General features: G+C 62.9%; 16 protein-coding genes. 7 read left to right on the top strand and 9 right to left on the bottom strand.

Translation table 11 applies throughout. The features are described from left to right. Positions 1 to 25: 25 nt before the first annotated feature. From pyk to AC56KZ_RS10015, 4 genes are all read right to left on the bottom strand, one after another. Positions 26 to 1,477 (bottom strand): pyruvate kinase, encoded by a 1,452-nt coding sequence (pyk, locus tag AC56KZ_RS10000; protein WP_497162134.1) that lies wholly within the window; start codon positions 1,475 to 1,477, stop codon positions 26 to 28. A gap of 83 nt (positions 1,478 to 1,560) precedes the next feature. Continuing rightward, positions 1,561 to 2,766, bottom strand: coding sequence for a phosphoglycerate kinase (locus AC56KZ_RS10005; RefSeq protein ID WP_497162001.1), 1,206 nt, complete (start codon positions 2,764 to 2,766; stop codon positions 1,561 to 1,563). A gap of 49 nt (positions 2,767 to 2,815) precedes the next feature. Further along, the gene (locus AC56KZ_RS10010) at positions 2,816 to 3,160 is read right to left on the bottom strand and encodes an AzlD domain-containing protein (RefSeq protein WP_497162002.1); all 345 of its coding nucleotides are present in this window, start codon (positions 3,158 to 3,160) and stop codon (positions 2,816 to 2,818) included. Further along, positions 3,153 to 3,902 carry an AzlC family ABC transporter permease gene (locus AC56KZ_RS10015; RefSeq protein WP_497162003.1) on the bottom strand — a complete coding sequence of 250 codons (750 nt, stop codon included), beginning with the start codon at positions 3,900 to 3,902 and terminating at the stop codon, positions 3,153 to 3,155. The genes AC56KZ_RS10010 and AC56KZ_RS10015 overlap by 8 nt, the downstream gene beginning before the upstream one ends. Positions 3,903 to 4,014: 112 nt before the next feature. Here AC56KZ_RS10015 and AC56KZ_RS10020 point away from each other — a divergent pair, with 112 nt between their 5' ends. From AC56KZ_RS10020 to AC56KZ_RS10030, 3 genes are read left to right on the top strand one after another with little or no spacing between them, the layout of a single operon-like run. Continuing rightward, a complete protein-coding gene (locus AC56KZ_RS10020) occupies positions 4,015 to 4,209 on the top strand; it encodes a zinc-finger domain-containing protein (RefSeq protein WP_497162004.1) in 195 nt (64 codons plus the stop codon). A 37-nt stretch (positions 4,210 to 4,246) separates the two neighbouring features. Further along, positions 4,247 to 5,266 carry a YheT family hydrolase gene (locus AC56KZ_RS10025; RefSeq protein WP_497162005.1) on the top strand — a complete coding sequence of 340 codons (1,020 nt, stop codon included), beginning with the start codon at positions 4,247 to 4,249 and terminating at the stop codon, positions 5,264 to 5,266. 5 nt (positions 5,267 to 5,271) lie between these two features. After that, a complete protein-coding gene (locus tag AC56KZ_RS10030; RefSeq protein ID WP_497162006.1) occupies positions 5,272 to 5,883 on the top strand; it encodes a DUF2946 family protein in 612 nt (203 codons plus the stop codon). Here AC56KZ_RS10030 and AC56KZ_RS10035 read toward each other — a convergent pair. After that, positions 5,876 to 7,471: a beta-barrel assembly-enhancing protease gene (locus AC56KZ_RS10035; protein WP_497162135.1), complete on the bottom strand. Its 1,596-nt coding sequence runs from the start codon at positions 7,469 to 7,471 to the stop codon at positions 5,876 to 5,878. The genes AC56KZ_RS10030 and AC56KZ_RS10035 overlap by 8 nt on opposite strands. Before the next feature lie 98 nt (positions 7,472 to 7,569). Between AC56KZ_RS10035 and moaC the strand changes: the two genes are divergently transcribed. From moaC to AC56KZ_RS10055, 4 genes are all read left to right on the top strand, one after another. Further along, entirely contained in the window at positions 7,570 to 8,076 is a 507-nt protein-coding gene (gene moaC / locus AC56KZ_RS10040; RefSeq protein WP_497162007.1) for a cyclic pyranopterin monophosphate synthase MoaC, read from the top strand. Between the two features lie 148 nt (positions 8,077 to 8,224). Then, positions 8,225 to 8,569, top strand: a complete 345-nt coding sequence (locus AC56KZ_RS10045; protein ID WP_497162008.1) for a hypothetical protein — start codon at positions 8,225 to 8,227, stop codon at positions 8,567 to 8,569. Between the two features lie 177 nt (positions 8,570 to 8,746). After that, the gene (locus tag AC56KZ_RS10050; protein WP_497162009.1) at positions 8,747 to 10,822 is read left to right on the top strand and encodes a S9 family peptidase; all 2,076 of its coding nucleotides are present in this window, start codon (positions 8,747 to 8,749) and stop codon (positions 10,820 to 10,822) included. A gap of 151 nt (positions 10,823 to 10,973) precedes the next feature. Continuing rightward, positions 10,974 to 11,684 carry a flagellar brake protein gene (locus AC56KZ_RS10055; RefSeq protein WP_497162010.1) on the top strand — a complete coding sequence of 237 codons (711 nt, stop codon included), beginning with the start codon at positions 10,974 to 10,976 and terminating at the stop codon, positions 11,682 to 11,684. 63 nt (positions 11,685 to 11,747) lie between these two features. Here AC56KZ_RS10055 and AC56KZ_RS10060 read toward each other — a convergent pair whose 3' ends face one another. From AC56KZ_RS10060 to sucC, 4 genes are all read right to left on the bottom strand, one after another. After that, entirely contained in the window at positions 11,748 to 12,197 is a 450-nt protein-coding gene (locus AC56KZ_RS10060) for a pilin (RefSeq protein ID WP_497162011.1), read from the bottom strand. 147 nt (positions 12,198 to 12,344) lie between these two features. Beyond that, positions 12,345 to 12,791 carry a pilin gene (locus tag AC56KZ_RS10065; RefSeq protein ID WP_497162012.1) on the bottom strand — a complete coding sequence of 149 codons (447 nt, stop codon included), beginning with the start codon at positions 12,789 to 12,791 and terminating at the stop codon, positions 12,345 to 12,347. 259 nt (positions 12,792 to 13,050) lie between these two features. Further along, positions 13,051 to 13,932 carry a succinate--CoA ligase subunit alpha gene (gene sucD, locus AC56KZ_RS10070; protein ID WP_497162013.1) on the bottom strand — a complete coding sequence of 294 codons (882 nt, stop codon included), beginning with the start codon at positions 13,930 to 13,932 and terminating at the stop codon, positions 13,051 to 13,053. 14 nt (positions 13,933 to 13,946) lie between these two features. After that, on the bottom strand, positions 13,947 to 15,116 hold the full coding sequence (gene sucC, locus AC56KZ_RS10075) for an ADP-forming succinate--CoA ligase subunit beta (protein ID WP_497162014.1): 1,170 nt from the start codon (positions 15,114 to 15,116) through the stop codon (positions 13,947 to 13,949). Positions 15,117 to 15,129: the final 13 nt, after the last annotated feature.

A 15,129-nucleotide genomic window follows, 5' to 3' on the forward strand; every position in this document is an offset into this window, starting at 1 on the left:
ACAACGCGAAGCGGCCATAAATTCTTTACGGGGCGTATTCGCCGACCTTGACGATCTTGAGCGCGTTGGTGCCGCCGGCTTCGCCCATCGGCGAACCCCAGGTCACGACGATCGTGTCGCCCTTTTGCACCATGCCCTCGTTCATCAGGAGTTCTTCCGCCTTGCGCAGCACGGCATGGCTGCCGCCTTCCTGCAGCAGGTGGAATGCTCGCACGTTCCGGTACAGCGAAGCCTTGCGCTGCGTCGTTTGTGACGGGGTCAGGGCGAAAATCGGGGTGTCGATGTTATGGCGGCTCATCCACAGTGCCGTCGATCCCGATTCGGTCAGAGCGACGATGGCTTTTACCGCCAGGTGGTGCGCCGTGAACAAGGTGCCGTAGGCAATCGACTGGTCGATGCGGGTGAACTCGACGTTCAAAAAGTCGGCGTCGAGCTTGTTGTATTCGGACTGTTCCGCTTCGAGGCAGATCGCCGCCATCATCTCGACGGTTTCCACCGGATACTTGCCCGATGCGGTCTCGGCCGAGGTCATGACGGCATCGGTGCCGTCCAGCACGGCGTTCGCCACGTCCGACACTTCGGCGCGGGTCGGGACGGCGTTGACGATCATCGACTCCATCATCTGGGTCGCGGTAATGGCCAGCTTGTTCGAGGCGCGCGCCATGCGGATCATGCGTTTTTGCAGGGCCGGCACGGCCGCGTTGCCGACTTCCACCGCCAGGTCGCCGCGGGCCACCATGATGCCGTCCGACGCGTCGAGGATTTCCTGCAGCACCGGAATCGCTTCGGCGCGTTCGATCTTGGCGATCATCATCGGCTTGTGATTGAAAGGCTCGCCGGCGATATTTGCCAGCTGACGCGCCATTTCCATGTCGGTCGCGCTCTTCGGGAAAGAGATCGCCAGGTAGTCGGCCTGGAAGCTCATCGCCGTCTTGATGTCTTCCATGTCCTTCGCGGTGAGCGCCGGCGCGGTCAGGCCGCCGCCCTGGCGGTTGATGCCCTTGTTGTTCGACAGCTCGCCGCCGACTTTGACGGTGGTGCAGATTTCATGGCCGACGACCTTGTCGACCACCAGCACGATCAGGCCGTCGTTGAGCAGCAGCTTGTCGCCCGGACGGACGTCGCGCGGCAGCGCCTTGTAGTCGAGGCCGACGCGTTCCTGGTTGCCCAGCTCGCCGTTGTCGCCCCATTTGGCGTCGAGGATGAAACGCTCGCCATTGTTCAGGAAGATCTTGCCTTCTTCAAACTTGCCAACGCGGATCTTCGGACCCTGCATGTCGGCCATGATCGCCACTTCGGTGCCGCATTCGGCGGCGGCGCGGCGCACTAGGATGGCGCGGTCGATGTGGTCCTGGGCGCGGCCGTGCGAAAAGTTCAGGCGCACGACGTCGACACCGGCGCGAATCATTTTCACGAGGATGTCGAAATCGGTCGAGGCCGGGCCGATGGTGGCAACGATCTTGGTAGCGTTATACAGGGGGCGCGCAGCTTGCATAAGTAAAATCCTCGATTCTGAAAAGAGAAGCGCAGCCTCGGGGCTGCGCTGGATGTGACTTCGCCTTACTGGGCCCGGCGCTGGAGCAGGATGTCGACCGCCGGCAGGGTTTTTCCTTCGAGGAATTCGAGGAAGGCGCCGCCACCGGTGGAGATGTAACCGATCCGCTCGCCGATCCCGTATTTTGCAATTGCCGCCAGCGTATCGCCGCCGCCGGCGATCGAGAAGCCTTTCGAATTGGCAATCGCCATGGCCAGGGTCTTCGTGCCTTCGGCGAACTGGTCGAATTCGAACACGCCGACCGGACCGTTCCAGACGATGGTGCCGGCTTGCGCCACCTGTTCGGCCAGCATGGCGGCCGTCTTCGGACCGATGTCGAGGATCATGTCGTCATCCTGGACGTCGGCCACATCCTTGATGGTGGCGGTGGCGGTCGGCGAAAACTCTTTCGCGCAGACCACGTCGACCGGAATCGGCACCGAGGCGCCGCGCGCGCTCATCATGTCGATGATCTGTTTCGCTTCAGCCACCAGGTCGTTTTCCACCAGCGACTTGCCGATGTTCAGGCCGACGGCCTTCATGAAGGTATTCGCAATACCGCCGCCGACGATCAGGTTATCCACCTTGCCCGCCAGGCTCTGCAGGATCGACAGCTTGCTCGACACTTTGGAACCGGCGACGATGGCCAGCAGCGGACGCGCCGGCTGGCCCAGGGCCTTACCGAGCGCGTCGAGTTCGGCGGCGAGCAGCGGGCCGGCGCAGGCGACCGGGGCGAATTTGGCGATGCCGTGGGTCGTCGCTTCGGCGCGGTGGGCAGTGCCGAAGGCGTCGTTCACGTACACGTCGCAGAGGCTGGCCATTTTCCGGGCCAGTTCGTCGTCGTTTTTCTTTTCACCCTTGTTGACGCGGCAGTTTTCGAGCAGCACAACCTGGCCCGGCGCCACGTCGACGCCGTCGGTCCAGTTCTGCTTCAGTTCGACCGGCTGGCCGAGCAAGTCCGACATGCGCGCGGCGACCGGCGCCAGCGAGTCCTGCGGCTTGAACTCGCCCTCGGTCGGACGACCCAGGTGCGAAGTCACCATGACGGCGGCGCCGGCCTTGATCGCCGCCTGAATGGCGGGGATGGACGCGCGGATGCGGGTGTCTTCGGTGATCTTGCCGGCGTCGTCTTGCGGCACATTCAAGTCGGCACGGATGAAGACGCGCTTGTTCGTCAAAGCGTCGCGGTCGATCAGGTCTTGCAAGCGGGTGAAACTGAGAACGGCGTCCATGTCGGCTCGGGGCTGAATAGTCAAAGAACGATATTCTACCCTAGCACTGTTAACTAGCAGCACCAAAAACGTGCCAAACGCGCAACAGTGTGAACGCTAGCATGCCGAACACGATGGTCTGCAGCATGTTGCGGCGCCACAGATAAAAGCCGACCGAGGCCATGCCCGCCAGCAGTTTCGGGTTCGACAATTCCAGGTGCACCTGGCCGCCGCCGTCCAGCAACAGGTCGGGCCCGATGATCGCCGCCAGTGCGCAAGCCGGGGCATAGCGCAGCATGTCCTGGATCCGCGGCGGGATCGTTACCTTGTGCCCGACCAGCCAGAAGCCGCTGCGCGTCAGCAAGGTCGACAGCGCCAGCGCGACGATGGTGGCCCAGATTTCCCAATCAGACATGACGCCCCTTTCGCTTGCTGAAGATGCCCTCGACCGCCATCGCGGTCAGCATGCCGGCGCCGACCGCCGCCAGCAGCCCCAGCTTGTAAGGAAAACCGTTCGCCAGCACCGACACGGCGCCGGCGACCAGCACGCCGCACAGGGCGGCCCGATTGGCGATCAGCGGCACCGTAATGCACAGGATGGCCAGGGTGCCGGCAAAGCCCAGGCCCCATTCGGCCGGCACCGCGCTGCCGAGGAAAATCCCGGTCAGCGAGCCCGCCTGCCAGGCGGCCCAGTTTGGAAACACCAGCCCTTTCAGATACGACAGCTTGCCGCGCACCGGCGCCGTCGTCGGGAAGCGCTGCAGGAAGATGGCCACCGTCATGTCGCCGGAGATATAACCGTACAGCAGGCGCTGGCGCCATGGCAGGTGCGAGAAATGCGGCGCCAGCAGGGCCGAGAAGATCACGAAGCGCAAATTCACCACCAGGCCGGTGGCGAAGATCACCCACACCGGCGCATGCGCCAGGATCAGCGGCAGCGAAGCCAGCTGGGCGGAACCTGCGAACACGAGCAAGGTCATACCGCAGGCCTGGAAAGCCGTCAGCCCGCTCTTGACCATGGCCACGCCCACCACCAGCCCCCAGGCGGCGATGCCGAACAGGGTCGGCAAGCCGGTGCGCACGCCTTCCTGCCAGAGGGCGGGATCGTGCTGTTCGGTCAGCGGTGAAGTGGCTGGTGCAGGTTCAGGCGCATTCATGGAATGAAGGAATGTGAATGGTGCGGCGCATCATTCTACCGATCATTCGAAACGCCCGCCTGAATCCGTTAAAATCCTGTCTTTGCCTAACTTAGCTCGACGGAGAATTGCGATGAACAACAAGACGATGCCAGTGGTGGAACTGGAAGCCAAGGATCTGCCGGCCCATTGCCCGAACCCGGCGATGACGCTGTGGTCGTCGCACCCGCGCGTGTTCCTGGATTTCGATCATGAAGGCACGGCCAAGTGCCCATACTGCGGCACCCACTATCGCCTCGCGCCTGGCGTGGCTTTCAAGCACCATTGATCGGGAGGCGGGTCCCCCGCCTGTCATGACCGCGTTCATGAGCACATTCGTCCCCTACTCTGCGCCGGCCTGGCTGCCCGGCGGCCACCTGCAGACGATCTACCCCGCCACGCTGATCGCCAAGCCGGCGGTGACCTACCGGCGCGAGCGCTGGGATGTGCACGATCCGCTGCTGGGCGACGATTTCGTCGATGTCGATTTCGTCGACGGCGCGCCCGGTAAACCACTGGTGGTGCTGTTCCACGGGCTGGAAGGGTCGTCGAACAGCCATTACGCGCGCTCCCTCATGGCCGCGCTCGCCGCACGCGGCTGGTCCGGCGCTGTGCCGCATTTCCGCGGCTGCTCGGGCGAACCGAACCGCACCGCACGTTTTTATCACTCGGGCGACGCCGCCGAAATCGGCTGGATCATGGCGCGCCTGCGCCAGCGCGCCCCCGGCCCCTTGTACGCGGCCGGCGTCTCGCTCGGCGGCAACGCGATGCTGCGCTGGCTGGGCGAGTCCGGTCACGGCGCCGACTTCGTCACGGCGGCCGCCGCCATCTCCGCCCCGCTCGACCTGACGCGCGGCGGCCAGGCGCTGTCCTCGGGCTTCAACATGCTCTATACCCGCATGTTCCTGCAAAGTTTAAAACCGAAATGCCTGGCCAAACTGGAACAATTTCCCGGCCTGTTCGACCGCAGCGCCCTGCTGGCCGCGCGCGACCTCTACGCTTTTGATAACGTCGTCACCGCCCCGCTGCACGGCTACCGCGACACCGACGATTACTGGCACCGCGCCAGCGCCCGCCACGTCCTGCATGAGATCACCGTGCCGACGCTGGTCCTGAACGCCCGCAACGACCCCTTCCTGCCGGGCGAATACCTGCCGTCGAACGCCTCGGCAAGCGTCACCCTCGACTACCCGGACGGCGGCGGCCACGTTGGCTTTCCCGCAGGCCCTTTCCCGGGCCGGCTCGACTGGCTGCCGAGGCGCATCCTGGCCTTTTTCGATGGCGCCGCGCCCGCCACCTGCGCGCCGAAGGCCGCCGAACTGTGCGAAGCTGGAATCAAAGGATAAAACGCATGGATGAGATCGTAAAACAGGCAATGGCCAAATGGCCGAACGTACCGCACTGCTATGGCTGGCTGGCCCTGGATGCGCGCGGCGGCTGGCGCATGCGCGACGAAGCGGCGCAGGCGGCCGGGGCGCCGGGGGACCGAATGGCGAACGGCACCCTGGTCAGCTTTATCAACCGCAATTACCAGCACGACGAACAGGGACGCTGGTTTTTCCAGAATGGCCCGCAGCGCGTGTTCGTCAACCTGGAAAGCACGCCCTTCATCGCGCGCACCGATCCGGCGCTGGGCCTGGTGCTGCAGACGGGCGCGGCGCTGGAGAAACTCGACCGGCTGTATCTGACGGAAGCCGGCGAGGCGATCGTGCAGGCGGGCGAAATCGTGGCCCAGGTCGACGATCGCGATGTAGCGCAATTGTTTGAAGGTTTGAAACTCGACGGCAAGCCGGCGCGGGACGAAGCGCTGCTGGCCTGGCTCGGCGGTCATGACGCCAGCGGCGGCGCACTGACCCTCGACTGGCGCGGCGCCACGATTCCGGTCGAGCGGATCGCGCGCGCGGCGTTGCCGGAGCGCTTAGGGTTTGTGCAGGCGCCGGTGGCGCCAGCCGCCCCTACCTGATCTTCTCTTCCTCTTTTTCCTCTTTCTGGCGCGCCTTGATTTCGCGTTCGCGCGCGTCGATCACGGACTGTTCGTAGAAGGACACGTCCTTTGCCTTGCGCGCAAATTCCAGCTGGTCGACGGCTGCCGGCAAGGCGCCGGCCAGCACATACGACTCGGCCAGCGCCATGTGCTGGAGCGCGACCTTGCCCTGGCTTGAATACGCTTTCGCCATCAGGTCGTACAGCTTCGGATCTTCGCGGTACATCTGAACCTGGTCGCGCAGGTAGCGCGTTGCGTCTTCAAGCTTGCCGGCAGCAATCATCGCGCTGGCGTACTGGCGTGCCAGCGCACGCGACAGGGGGTAGCGGTTCGTGGCGGCCTCGGCATCCTTCAATGCCTGCTGCGCCACTTCTTTCGGCTGCCCTCCTGCCAGCTTGATCTCGAGATCGAGCACGGCGAACATGGCGCCGCCATCGCTGGCGGGCGCGGCCGAGAACACGCCCGGTTTCGGTTGCAGCGTGACGCGCGACTTGTCGAACCAGCTGCGCGCCGAGGCCAGGTTGCCCTCCTTGAGCGCCAGGAAGGCCAGGCCGTACTGGGCCGCGGCCTGCTGCTGGCGGTGCTGCTGGGCCAGCTGCGTTTCGAAGGCGATGCGCGTATCGCGGCGCGCATTGGTCCCCATGTCCTGCAGCACGCGGGCGCGCGCCTTGGCCAGGTGAAATTCGAGCGAGTCCGGGCGCTGCCGGTAGGGCACATCGCGGATGCGCGACTGGATGTCGACGATCCGCTCGCTGGTCAGCGGGTGGCTGCTGAGAAAAGCCGGAATTTCCCCGTACACCTTGCTCACGCTTTGCAGGCGCTTGAAGAAGTTCACCATGCCCGAGGTATCGTAACCGCCGGCACTCATGATCTGGAAGCCGACCCGGTCCGCCTCGCGCTCGGCATCGCGGCTGAAGTTGAGCTGGCGCTGTACCGCCAGGCCCTGCCCGCCCATCAGCACGCCCATCGCCGCATCCGGGCTGGCCTTGGCCGCCAGCGCGGCGAGGATCAGCGCTGCCAGCGGCAACAGCACGTCCTGCCGTTGCTGGCCAAGCATGCGCGCGATGTGGCGTTGGGACACGTGGCCGATCTCGTGCGAGACCACTGAGGCCAGTTCCGACTCAGTCTGCGCCGCCAGCACCAGGCCGGTGTGGATACCGATGAAACCGCCCGGCAGCGCGAACGCATTGATGGCGCCGTCGCGCACCGGGAAGAAATGGAAATCGGCATTCGTTTCGCCGCGCGCACCGGGCACGGCGTCGACCAGGGCGCCACCGAAGCTGTTCAGGTATTCGGAAATCGCATCGTCATCGAGATAGTCGCGTTCGCGCCGGATCTCGCGCATGATTTCCTCGCCCAGCTTGCGCTCGACGATGGGCGACAAATCCTCGCGCGCCGTATCGCCCAGCGTCGGCAGGCGCATCGAATTGGGCGCGTTGTTCAAGGGCTGGGCATGCGCGTTCGTAGCAGCAACGCCGAGCGCGGCCGACACGGCGAGGGCGCCAAGGATATTCAACGAACGGCGCCGCCGGCGGGCTGAACCAGGCAGGGGCGCGGGATGGGTCATCGATTTCACGATGCTATGATACCCCTATCGGGATAAAGCTTGCCGCAGCCTGAAACACTTTCTTACTCAAGCATACTGACACGCATACTGACACTACGATGACGAGCTCTTCTGCAGAAGCAAACGCCGGCACGCTGACCCATTTCGACGCCACCGGCCAGGCCCACATGGTCGATGTCGGCGCCAAGAACGAGACGCACCGCGTTGCCCTTGCCGCCGGCACGATCCGCATGCAGCCGGAAACGCTGGCGCTGATTCAGTCGGGCAACGCCAAAAAGGGCGACGTGCTCGGCATCGCCCGCATCGCCGCCATCATGGCCGCCAAGCGCACCAGCGACCTGATCCCCCTGTGCCACCCGCTGGCGCTGACCCGCGTCGCCGTCGATTTCGAGATCGACGCGGCTGCTTCCAGCGTGCACTGCCGCGCCCAGGTCGAGCTATACGGCAAAACCGGAGTCGAGATGGAGGCGCTGACTGCAGTGCAAATCGGTTTGCTCACCATATATGACATGTGCAAGGCGGTCGACCGCGGCATGGTGATGACCAATGTGCGGGTGCTGGAGAAGCATGGGGGCAAGAGCGGGGATTGGACGGCGTCGGTATAAGTCCAAGCTTCCCTCAGGATGTCCAGATGACAAATCCCTACACTCGGTGACAATTTGCAAGTTGATGATTAGTTGCTGAAAGTCTAATATTTGTCTGGCGACGTCAATACCGCCGCCGCAATCAATTTTAGCAACCAGGATTCTGTGCATGCGCATGCTTGTTCCAACATTGGCACTTCTTACATCCTTGACCGCTTGCGGCGGCGGCGATGACGAAGCCAATAACAAGGTTTTTAAATCCATGGGCTCCGTGCAGTGCAGCGGTGGTGGCCTATCGCTGGCGGCACTCCAAGCACAGCTGGCAGCTGCTAACGTCCAGGCGCTCTCTGCCGCCTGCGGCACGGATGGCCTGGCGAAACCGACGGTATGCGGCGGTCCGGACGGCAGGATTGGCATCTTTGAGATTTCGTCCTCCCAAGCCGCGGCAGCTGCCGCGGCAGGCTTTACGCCTTTGAGCACCTTGCCGGCGGCCAAGACGATGCCTTGCACCTGAACGGCACATCAGACTGTCGAGCTGAAGGTACAGGGCGCGGACCGGCTGAAGCAGCCAGGACCCGGTATCCGCCGATCCGGCACCCGGCGTTCTTCGACGCATGCATGTTAAATTGCTGGCTTGCCGCGGCAGGACCGCGCGCGAGAACCTACCCGAGACATGCTTGAAGAGGAATCGATGAAACTACGCTTGGCTTTACTGGTCACGGCCCTGGCTGCCGCGAATGCCGCGGTTGCCGCCCCTGCCGCCCCGCGCGGGCTGACGGTGGAAGACCTGGTCAACCTGGAGCGCGTCGGCAGCCCGGCGGTGTCGCCGGACGCGAGCCGCGTCGTGTACACGGTGCGCACCACGAACATGGACAAGAACCGCGGCCATACCAGCCTGTGGATCGCCGGCATGGACGGCAAGGCCGCTCCTAAATTGCTCATCACGCACGACACCAGCAGCACCGATCCGGAATGGGCGCCAGCCGGCGACGCCGTGTATTTCCTGTCGACCCGTTCGGGCAGCGCGCAGGTGTGGCGCCAGAGCGCGGCCGGCGGCGAGCCGGTGCAGGTGACGAACCTGCCGCTCGACGTCGACAACTTCCGCGTGTCGCCCACCGGAGACCGCATTGCCCTGAGCATGGCGGTGTTCCGCGATTGCCCGGACCTGGCCTGCACCAAGGGCCGCATGGACGCGCAGTCGAAAAACAAGGCAAGCGGGCGCGTCTATGACAAGCTGTTCGTGCGCCATTGGGATACCTGGGCGGACGGGCGCAACGCGGTGCTGTTCTCGGCCCCGCTGGATGCGAACGGGCGTGTCAGCGCGGCGCCAGTCACCCTGTCCGGTTCGCTCGATGGCGACGTGCCCTCGAAACCTTTTGGTGACCGCGAGGAATACCGCTTCAGCCCGGATGGCAAGACCGTCGTCTTTTCCGCCCGCATTGCCGGCAAGACCGAAGCCTGGTCGACCAACTTCGACCTGTACACCGTGCCTGCGCTGGGCGGCGTACCGCGCAACCTGACTCTTGAGAACCCGGCCTGGGATGCAAAAGGCATGTTCTCGCCGGATGGCCGCACCCTCGCCTACCTTGCCATGACCCGTCCCGGCTTCGAAGCCGACCGTTTTCACATCGTGCTGATGGATGTGGCCAGCGGCAAGAAGCGGCGCCTGGCCGAGAGCTGGGATCGCTCGGCCGGCGCCTTGCAGTGGAGCGCGGACGGCAAGACCCTCGTTGTCGACGCCGAAGACGTCGGCCAGCACCGCTTGTTCGCGATCGACGTCGCCAGCGGTAAAGTGGGCGCGCTGACCGACAAGGGTTCGGTCGGCGCCTTCGACATGCGCCGCGATACCATCGCGTTTACCCACGCCACGCTGGCTTCGCCGGCACAACTGCACAGTACAAAGCTGCGCGCCGGCAAACCACAGCAGCTGACCCGGAATAACGCGGACAAGCTGGCCGACGTGCGCTTCGGCCAGTTCGAGCAGTTCTCGTTCGCGGGCGCCAATGGCGACACGGTCCACGGTTATGTGATGAAGCCGTGGAACGCAGGTTCGGATGGTAAAGGCGCAGGAACCAAATACCCGGTCGCCTTCCTGGTGCACGGCGGCCCGCAAGGCAGCTTCGGCAATGCCTGGAGCTACCGCTGGAATCCGCAGGTGTATGCGGGTGCGGGTTACGCCACCGTCTTCATCGATTTCCACGGCTCGACCGGTTACGGCCAGAAGTTCACCGACTCGATCAGCGGCGACTGGGGCGGCAAGCCGCTCGAGGACCTGCAAAAGGGCCTGGATGCTGCCGTGAAGAAGTTCCCGTGGCTCGACCGCGAGCGCAGCTGCGCGCTGGGCGCGTCCTACGGCGGCTACATGATGAACTGGATCGAGGGCAATTGGCCGGACACGTTCAAGTGCATCGTCAACCACGACGGCGTGTTCGACACGCGCGGCATGGCCTATTCGACCGAGGAACAATGGTTCACCGACTGGGAAAACGGCGGCCCGTATTTCGCGGTGCCTGAAAGCCATGAGCGCTTCAACCCGGTGCACCATGTAAACAAGTGGAAGACCCCGATGCTGGTGATCCAGGGCGACCTCGACTTCCGCATCCCGACCGCGCAAGCCTTGTCTACCTTCACGGCCCTGCAACGCCGCGGGATCGACAGCAAGCTGCTGGTGTTCCCGGATGAAAACCACTGGGTGCTGAAGCCGGCCAATTCCGTGCTGTGGCACCACACCGTGATCGGCTGGCTCGACCAACACCTGAAGCGCTAAGCTTTAAGCCTCAAGCGTTACGTAGTAACAACAAAGCCCGCCATTACGGCGGGCTTTTTTATTGCTTCGGCAGTGGTTTTATTTCTCTACGGCTAAGACTGGTATCATGTTCACCCACCTGGCATAATTGCCGGTTACTCCGAACAAGCCTATGCACGTCCCTCCAGCAGCGGAACTCAAAGCCCAGGACTACGATTTCGAAACGATGAACCTGCAGGTCGGTACCCGGCTGCAGCTCATCACGCATCGTAGCATCAAGCCCGTGCAGCACTTCTCGGCACTGATCGGGTACGTGAAGGATGAGTACATCATCCTTAAAATCCCGATGGAAAACGGCGCGCCGATCGCACTGGCCGAAGGCGAGCGCCTGACGATTCGGGTGTTCTCGGGCGTAAAGGTATGTTCGTTCCCGTGTACGGTCGAACGCGTATTCGGACGGCCCCTGCTGTATGTGCATGTGTCCTTCCCGAAGACCATCCAGGGCACGAGCCTGCGCACCGCGATGCGGGTCAAGGTCGACCTGCCTGCCCATTTGACGGGCAGCAGCACGCATGGCCGCCCCCTGCCCTGCACGATCCTGAACCTGTCGGTCAGCGGTGCGCTGGTGGTGTCAAGCAGCCGGCTGCCAGTCGACGAAGCGAAGATCGCGCTGGAGTTTTTGTTGAAGGCGCCGCCGGACGACCAGGAAGTACGCATTTCGGCGCGGGCGGCGATTCGCAACGTGAACGTATCGAAAGCGCCGGACGACTCCGAGCTGTTTACTTATGGCATGCAGTTCATTGACCTCGATGCAGGGCATTACACCCTGCTGCAAAACATGACCTACGAGGCGCTGCTGGCGGACCGGCAAAAAATCGTGTAATTGCGCATCGAAAAACTCCCCGCTTGCGGCCGCAAGCGGGGAGTTTTTTTATGCAATGCGGTGTTAGACCGCTTTACCGATACATAAGCCTGTCGGCCCAATCACGTTCTGCGGGATTGTGTTCGCACTGCAGCTCCAGGCGCCGGTCGCCGCATTGCGGGTGAGCGTAATCGTCTGGTCGCGCACGACGGTGGGGCCGGCGACAATCTTGCAGCTCAAGCTGGCCGCGGCGGCGTCGGCCGTGGCGCCGAAGACGCAATGGGCGGTAGGGTCTTTCGACAAGCCGATCTCTTCGGGCGTCTTGACGTCGATGCCGTCGTTGATCCTGGTGCTGATGACGACCTTGCCTGCCGAAACTTCCGCCAGCGCGGCGCCGAACTTGGCCTTGGCAACGTATTCCTGATAATAGGGAATCGCAATCGAGGCCAGCAGGCCGATGATGGCAACGACGACCATCAACTCGATCAGGGTAAAGCCTGCTTGCGTTTTTCGCACGGTGTTCATCGCTTTCATGGTTCCTCCGGGACTGGTTGGGAGCGCAAATTATGGATGGGCGTCTGGCCGGAGCCTTGCGATGGCATTATCGTGCGCGGGTAGGTTTTGCGGTGGAAAAGAAAAAACCCCGCCGAAGCGGGGTTCTTTGGGATAGCTCAGCCGGGATTAAGGGGTGGCTGGAGCGGCAGCAGCAGCGGTGCAGGTGCCTTTGCCGATGAACTTCGTATCGACGTTGGCGCCGCAGGTCCAGCCATCAGCGCCGCGGGTCAGGGTAATGACCTTGCCGGCGACGGTCGAAGGACCGGCTTCGATCGTGCAGGTCAGGCCGCCGTTGGCGGTGATCGCTGCAAAGGTGCAGTTTGCGGTCTTGGTGGCGGACAGGCCTGCATCGGCAGCGGCAGTGATGTTCTCGCCATCGTTCAGCTTGGCATCGTAGCCAACTTTGCCGGCCGACACTTCAGCCAGGGCAGCGCTGAACTTCGATTTTGCGGTGTAGTTCTGGTAGTTCGGGATCGCCACTGCGGCCAGGATGCCGATAATTGCAACAACGATCATCAACTCGATCAGGGTGAAGCCGGCTTGGGTCTTCTTGACAATTTTCATCGATTTCATGGTGTATCTCCAGGTCAGGGTGTTTGGGGTTATTTGGTGCTTTGCTTGGTGCCACGTTCTTCTTATTGCAAGCGCCGTGCCAGCCCGTTTACCCCCCGTTTTGGTAGTTTCCATACAACAATACCGACAAAATGCGTCCTGCATGCGGTGCAGGCTGACAAAAATTGTCACCTGATGAGCAATTTCCGTCAGGAAACTTAAGGTGAGACAAAAAAAGGGAGCCCGCAGGCTCCCTTCTTTCAACAACAACGCATCGGTATTACAGCATGGCCTTCAGCAGGCGCGCCATTTCCGACGGGTTCTTGGTGGCCTTGATGCCGCACTCTTCCATGATGTCCAGCTTGGCTTGCGCGGTGTCGGCGCCGCCCGAGATCAGCGCACCGGCGTGGCCCATGCGCTTGCCTGGAGGAGCGGTGACACCGGCGATGAAGCAGACGACCGGCTTCTTCATGTTGTCCTTGATCCAGTACGCGGCATTTCCCTCGTCCGGTCCGCCGATTTCGCCGATCATGATGACCGCGTCGGTATCAGGATCGTCGTTGAACATGCGCATCACGTCGATGTGCTTCAGACCGTTGATCGGATCGCCGCCGATGCCGACTGCCGACGACTGGCCCAGGCCCAGTGCGGTCAGCTGACCGACTGCTTCATAAGTCAGGGTGCCCGAACGCGAGACGACGCCGATGCGGCCCTTCTTGTGGATGTGACCCGGCATGATGCCGATCTTGATTTCGTCCGGGGTGATCAGGCCTGGGCAGTTCGGGCCCAGCAGCAAGGTCTTCGAGCCGGCTTTGGCCATGCGGTCCTTCAAGGCCATCATGTCACGCACTGGAATGCCTTCGGTGATGCAGATTGCCAGGTCCAGGTCGGCTTCGACGGCTTCCCAGATAGCGGCGGCTGCGCCTGCCGGCGGCACGTAGATGACCGACACGTTGGCGCCGGTAGCCGCTTTGGCTTCCGCCACGTTGGCGTAGATCGGGATGCCCTCGAAGTCTTCGCCGGCCTTCTTCGGGTTCACGCCAGCGACGAAAGCGGCTTTGCCGTTCGCGTAGTCGCGGCACATGCGGGTATGGAACTGACCGGTCTTGCCGGTGATACCCTGGGTAATGACTTTAGTATCTTTGTTGATCAGGATCGACATTTTTATTCCTTGAATTAGGCTTTACCAGCTGCAGCGGCGACGACGGCCTTGGCTGCATCTTCCATCGTATCGGCAGCGATGATCGGCAGACCGGAGTCGGCCAGCATCTTCTTGCCCAGGTCTTCGTTGGTGCCCTTCATGCGCACGACCAGCGGTACCTGCAGCGACACGGCCTTCGATGCGGTGATCACGCCTTCGGCGATGACGTCGCAACGCATGATGCCGCCGAAGATGTTGACCAGGATGGCTTTCAGGCCAGGGTTCTTCAACATGATCTTGAATGCTTCGGTGACTTTCTCAGCCGTCGCACCGCCGCCCACGTCCAGGAAGTTGGCCGGCTCGCCGCCGAACAGCTTGATGGTGTCCATGGTGGCCATGGCCAGGCCGGCGCCGTTCACGAGGCAGCCGATGTTGCCGTCGAGCGAAATGTAGGCCAGGTCGAACTTCGATGCTTCGACTTCGGCTGGATCTTCTTCGTCCAGGTCGCGGTAGGCGACGATTTCCGGCTGGCGGTACAGTGCGTTCGAGTCGAAGTTGAACTTCGCATCGAGGGCGATGACCTTGCCCGAACCGGTCAGGATCAGCGGGTTGATTTCAGCCAGCGACGAATCGGTTTCCCAGTAAGCCTGGTACAGGCCCTTGAGCTGGGTGCGGGCGTCGGCCAGCGATTCGGCAGGCACGCCGATCTTGGTCGAGATCTCGTCGGCTTCGGCGTCGGTCAGGCCGACGGCCGGGTCGATCGCGATCGAGTGGATTTTTTCCGGATTGCTGTGGGCGACTTCTTCGATGTCCATGCCGCCTTCCGACGAGGCCATCAGCACGACGCGCTGCGAAATACGGTCGGTGACCATCGAGACGTACAGTTCCTTCTTGATGTCGGCGCCTTCTTCGACCAGCAGGCGACGCACTTTCTGGCCTTCAGGACCAGTCTGGTGCGTGATGAGCTGCATGCCCATGATCTGCTCCGCGTATTCGCGGACCTGCTCGAGCGACTTGGCGACCTTGACGCCGCCGCCCTTGCCACGGCCGCCAGCATGGATCTGCGCCTTGACTACCCAGACCGGGCCGCCCAGCTCTTCAGCTGCCTTGACGGCCTCATCGACCGACATGCACGGAATGCCGCGCGGAACCGTCACTCCGAACTTTCGGAGGATTTCTTTGCCCTGATACTCATGGATTTTCATGCTGGCTTCCCTT

The organism is Telluria sp. LT2P34 (genome assembly GCF_059685915.1).

Excerpts from the sequence above, each read along its gene's own strand:
- AC56KZ_RS10045 (WP_497162008.1), top strand. The coding sequence starts at position 8,225 with ATGCGCATGCTTGTTCCAACATTGGCACTTCTTACATCCTTGACCGCT.
- sucD (WP_497162013.1), bottom strand. The coding sequence starts at position 13,932 with ATGTCGATCCTGATCAACAAAGATACTAAAGTCATTACCCAGGGTATC.
- AC56KZ_RS10030 (WP_497162006.1), top strand. The coding sequence starts at position 5,272 with ATGGATGAGATCGTAAAACAGGCAATGGCCAAATGGCCGAACGTACCG.
- AC56KZ_RS10060 (WP_497162011.1), bottom strand. The coding sequence starts at position 12,197 with ATGAAAGCGATGAACACCGTGCGAAAAACGCAAGCAGGCTTTACCCTG.
- AC56KZ_RS10010 (WP_497162002.1), bottom strand. The coding sequence starts at position 3,160 with ATGTCTGATTGGGAAATCTGGGCCACCATCGTCGCGCTGGCGCTGTCG.
- AC56KZ_RS10015 (WP_497162003.1), bottom strand. The coding sequence starts at position 3,902 with ATGAATGCGCCTGAACCTGCACCAGCCACTTCACCGCTGACCGAACAG.
- AC56KZ_RS10025 (WP_497162005.1), top strand. The coding sequence starts at position 4,247 with ATGAGCACATTCGTCCCCTACTCTGCGCCGGCCTGGCTGCCCGGCGGC.
- AC56KZ_RS10055 (WP_497162010.1), top strand. The coding sequence starts at position 10,974 with ATGCACGTCCCTCCAGCAGCGGAACTCAAAGCCCAGGACTACGATTTC.
- AC56KZ_RS10020 (WP_497162004.1), top strand. The coding sequence starts at position 4,015 with ATGAACAACAAGACGATGCCAGTGGTGGAACTGGAAGCCAAGGATCTG.
- moaC (WP_497162007.1), top strand. The coding sequence starts at position 7,570 with ATGACGAGCTCTTCTGCAGAAGCAAACGCCGGCACGCTGACCCATTTC.
- AC56KZ_RS10065 (WP_497162012.1), bottom strand. The coding sequence starts at position 12,791 with ATGAAATCGATGAAAATTGTCAAGAAGACCCAAGCCGGCTTCACCCTG.
- sucC (WP_497162014.1), bottom strand. The coding sequence starts at position 15,116 with ATGAAAATCCATGAGTATCAGGGCAAAGAAATCCTCCGAAAGTTCGGA.
- AC56KZ_RS10050 (WP_497162009.1), top strand. The coding sequence starts at position 8,747 with ATGAAACTACGCTTGGCTTTACTGGTCACGGCCCTGGCTGCCGCGAAT.
- AC56KZ_RS10005 (WP_497162001.1), bottom strand. The coding sequence starts at position 2,766 with ATGGACGCCGTTCTCAGTTTCACCCGCTTGCAAGACCTGATCGACCGC.
- AC56KZ_RS10035 (WP_497162135.1), bottom strand. The coding sequence starts at position 7,471 with ATGACCCATCCCGCGCCCCTGCCTGGTTCAGCCCGCCGGCGGCGCCGT.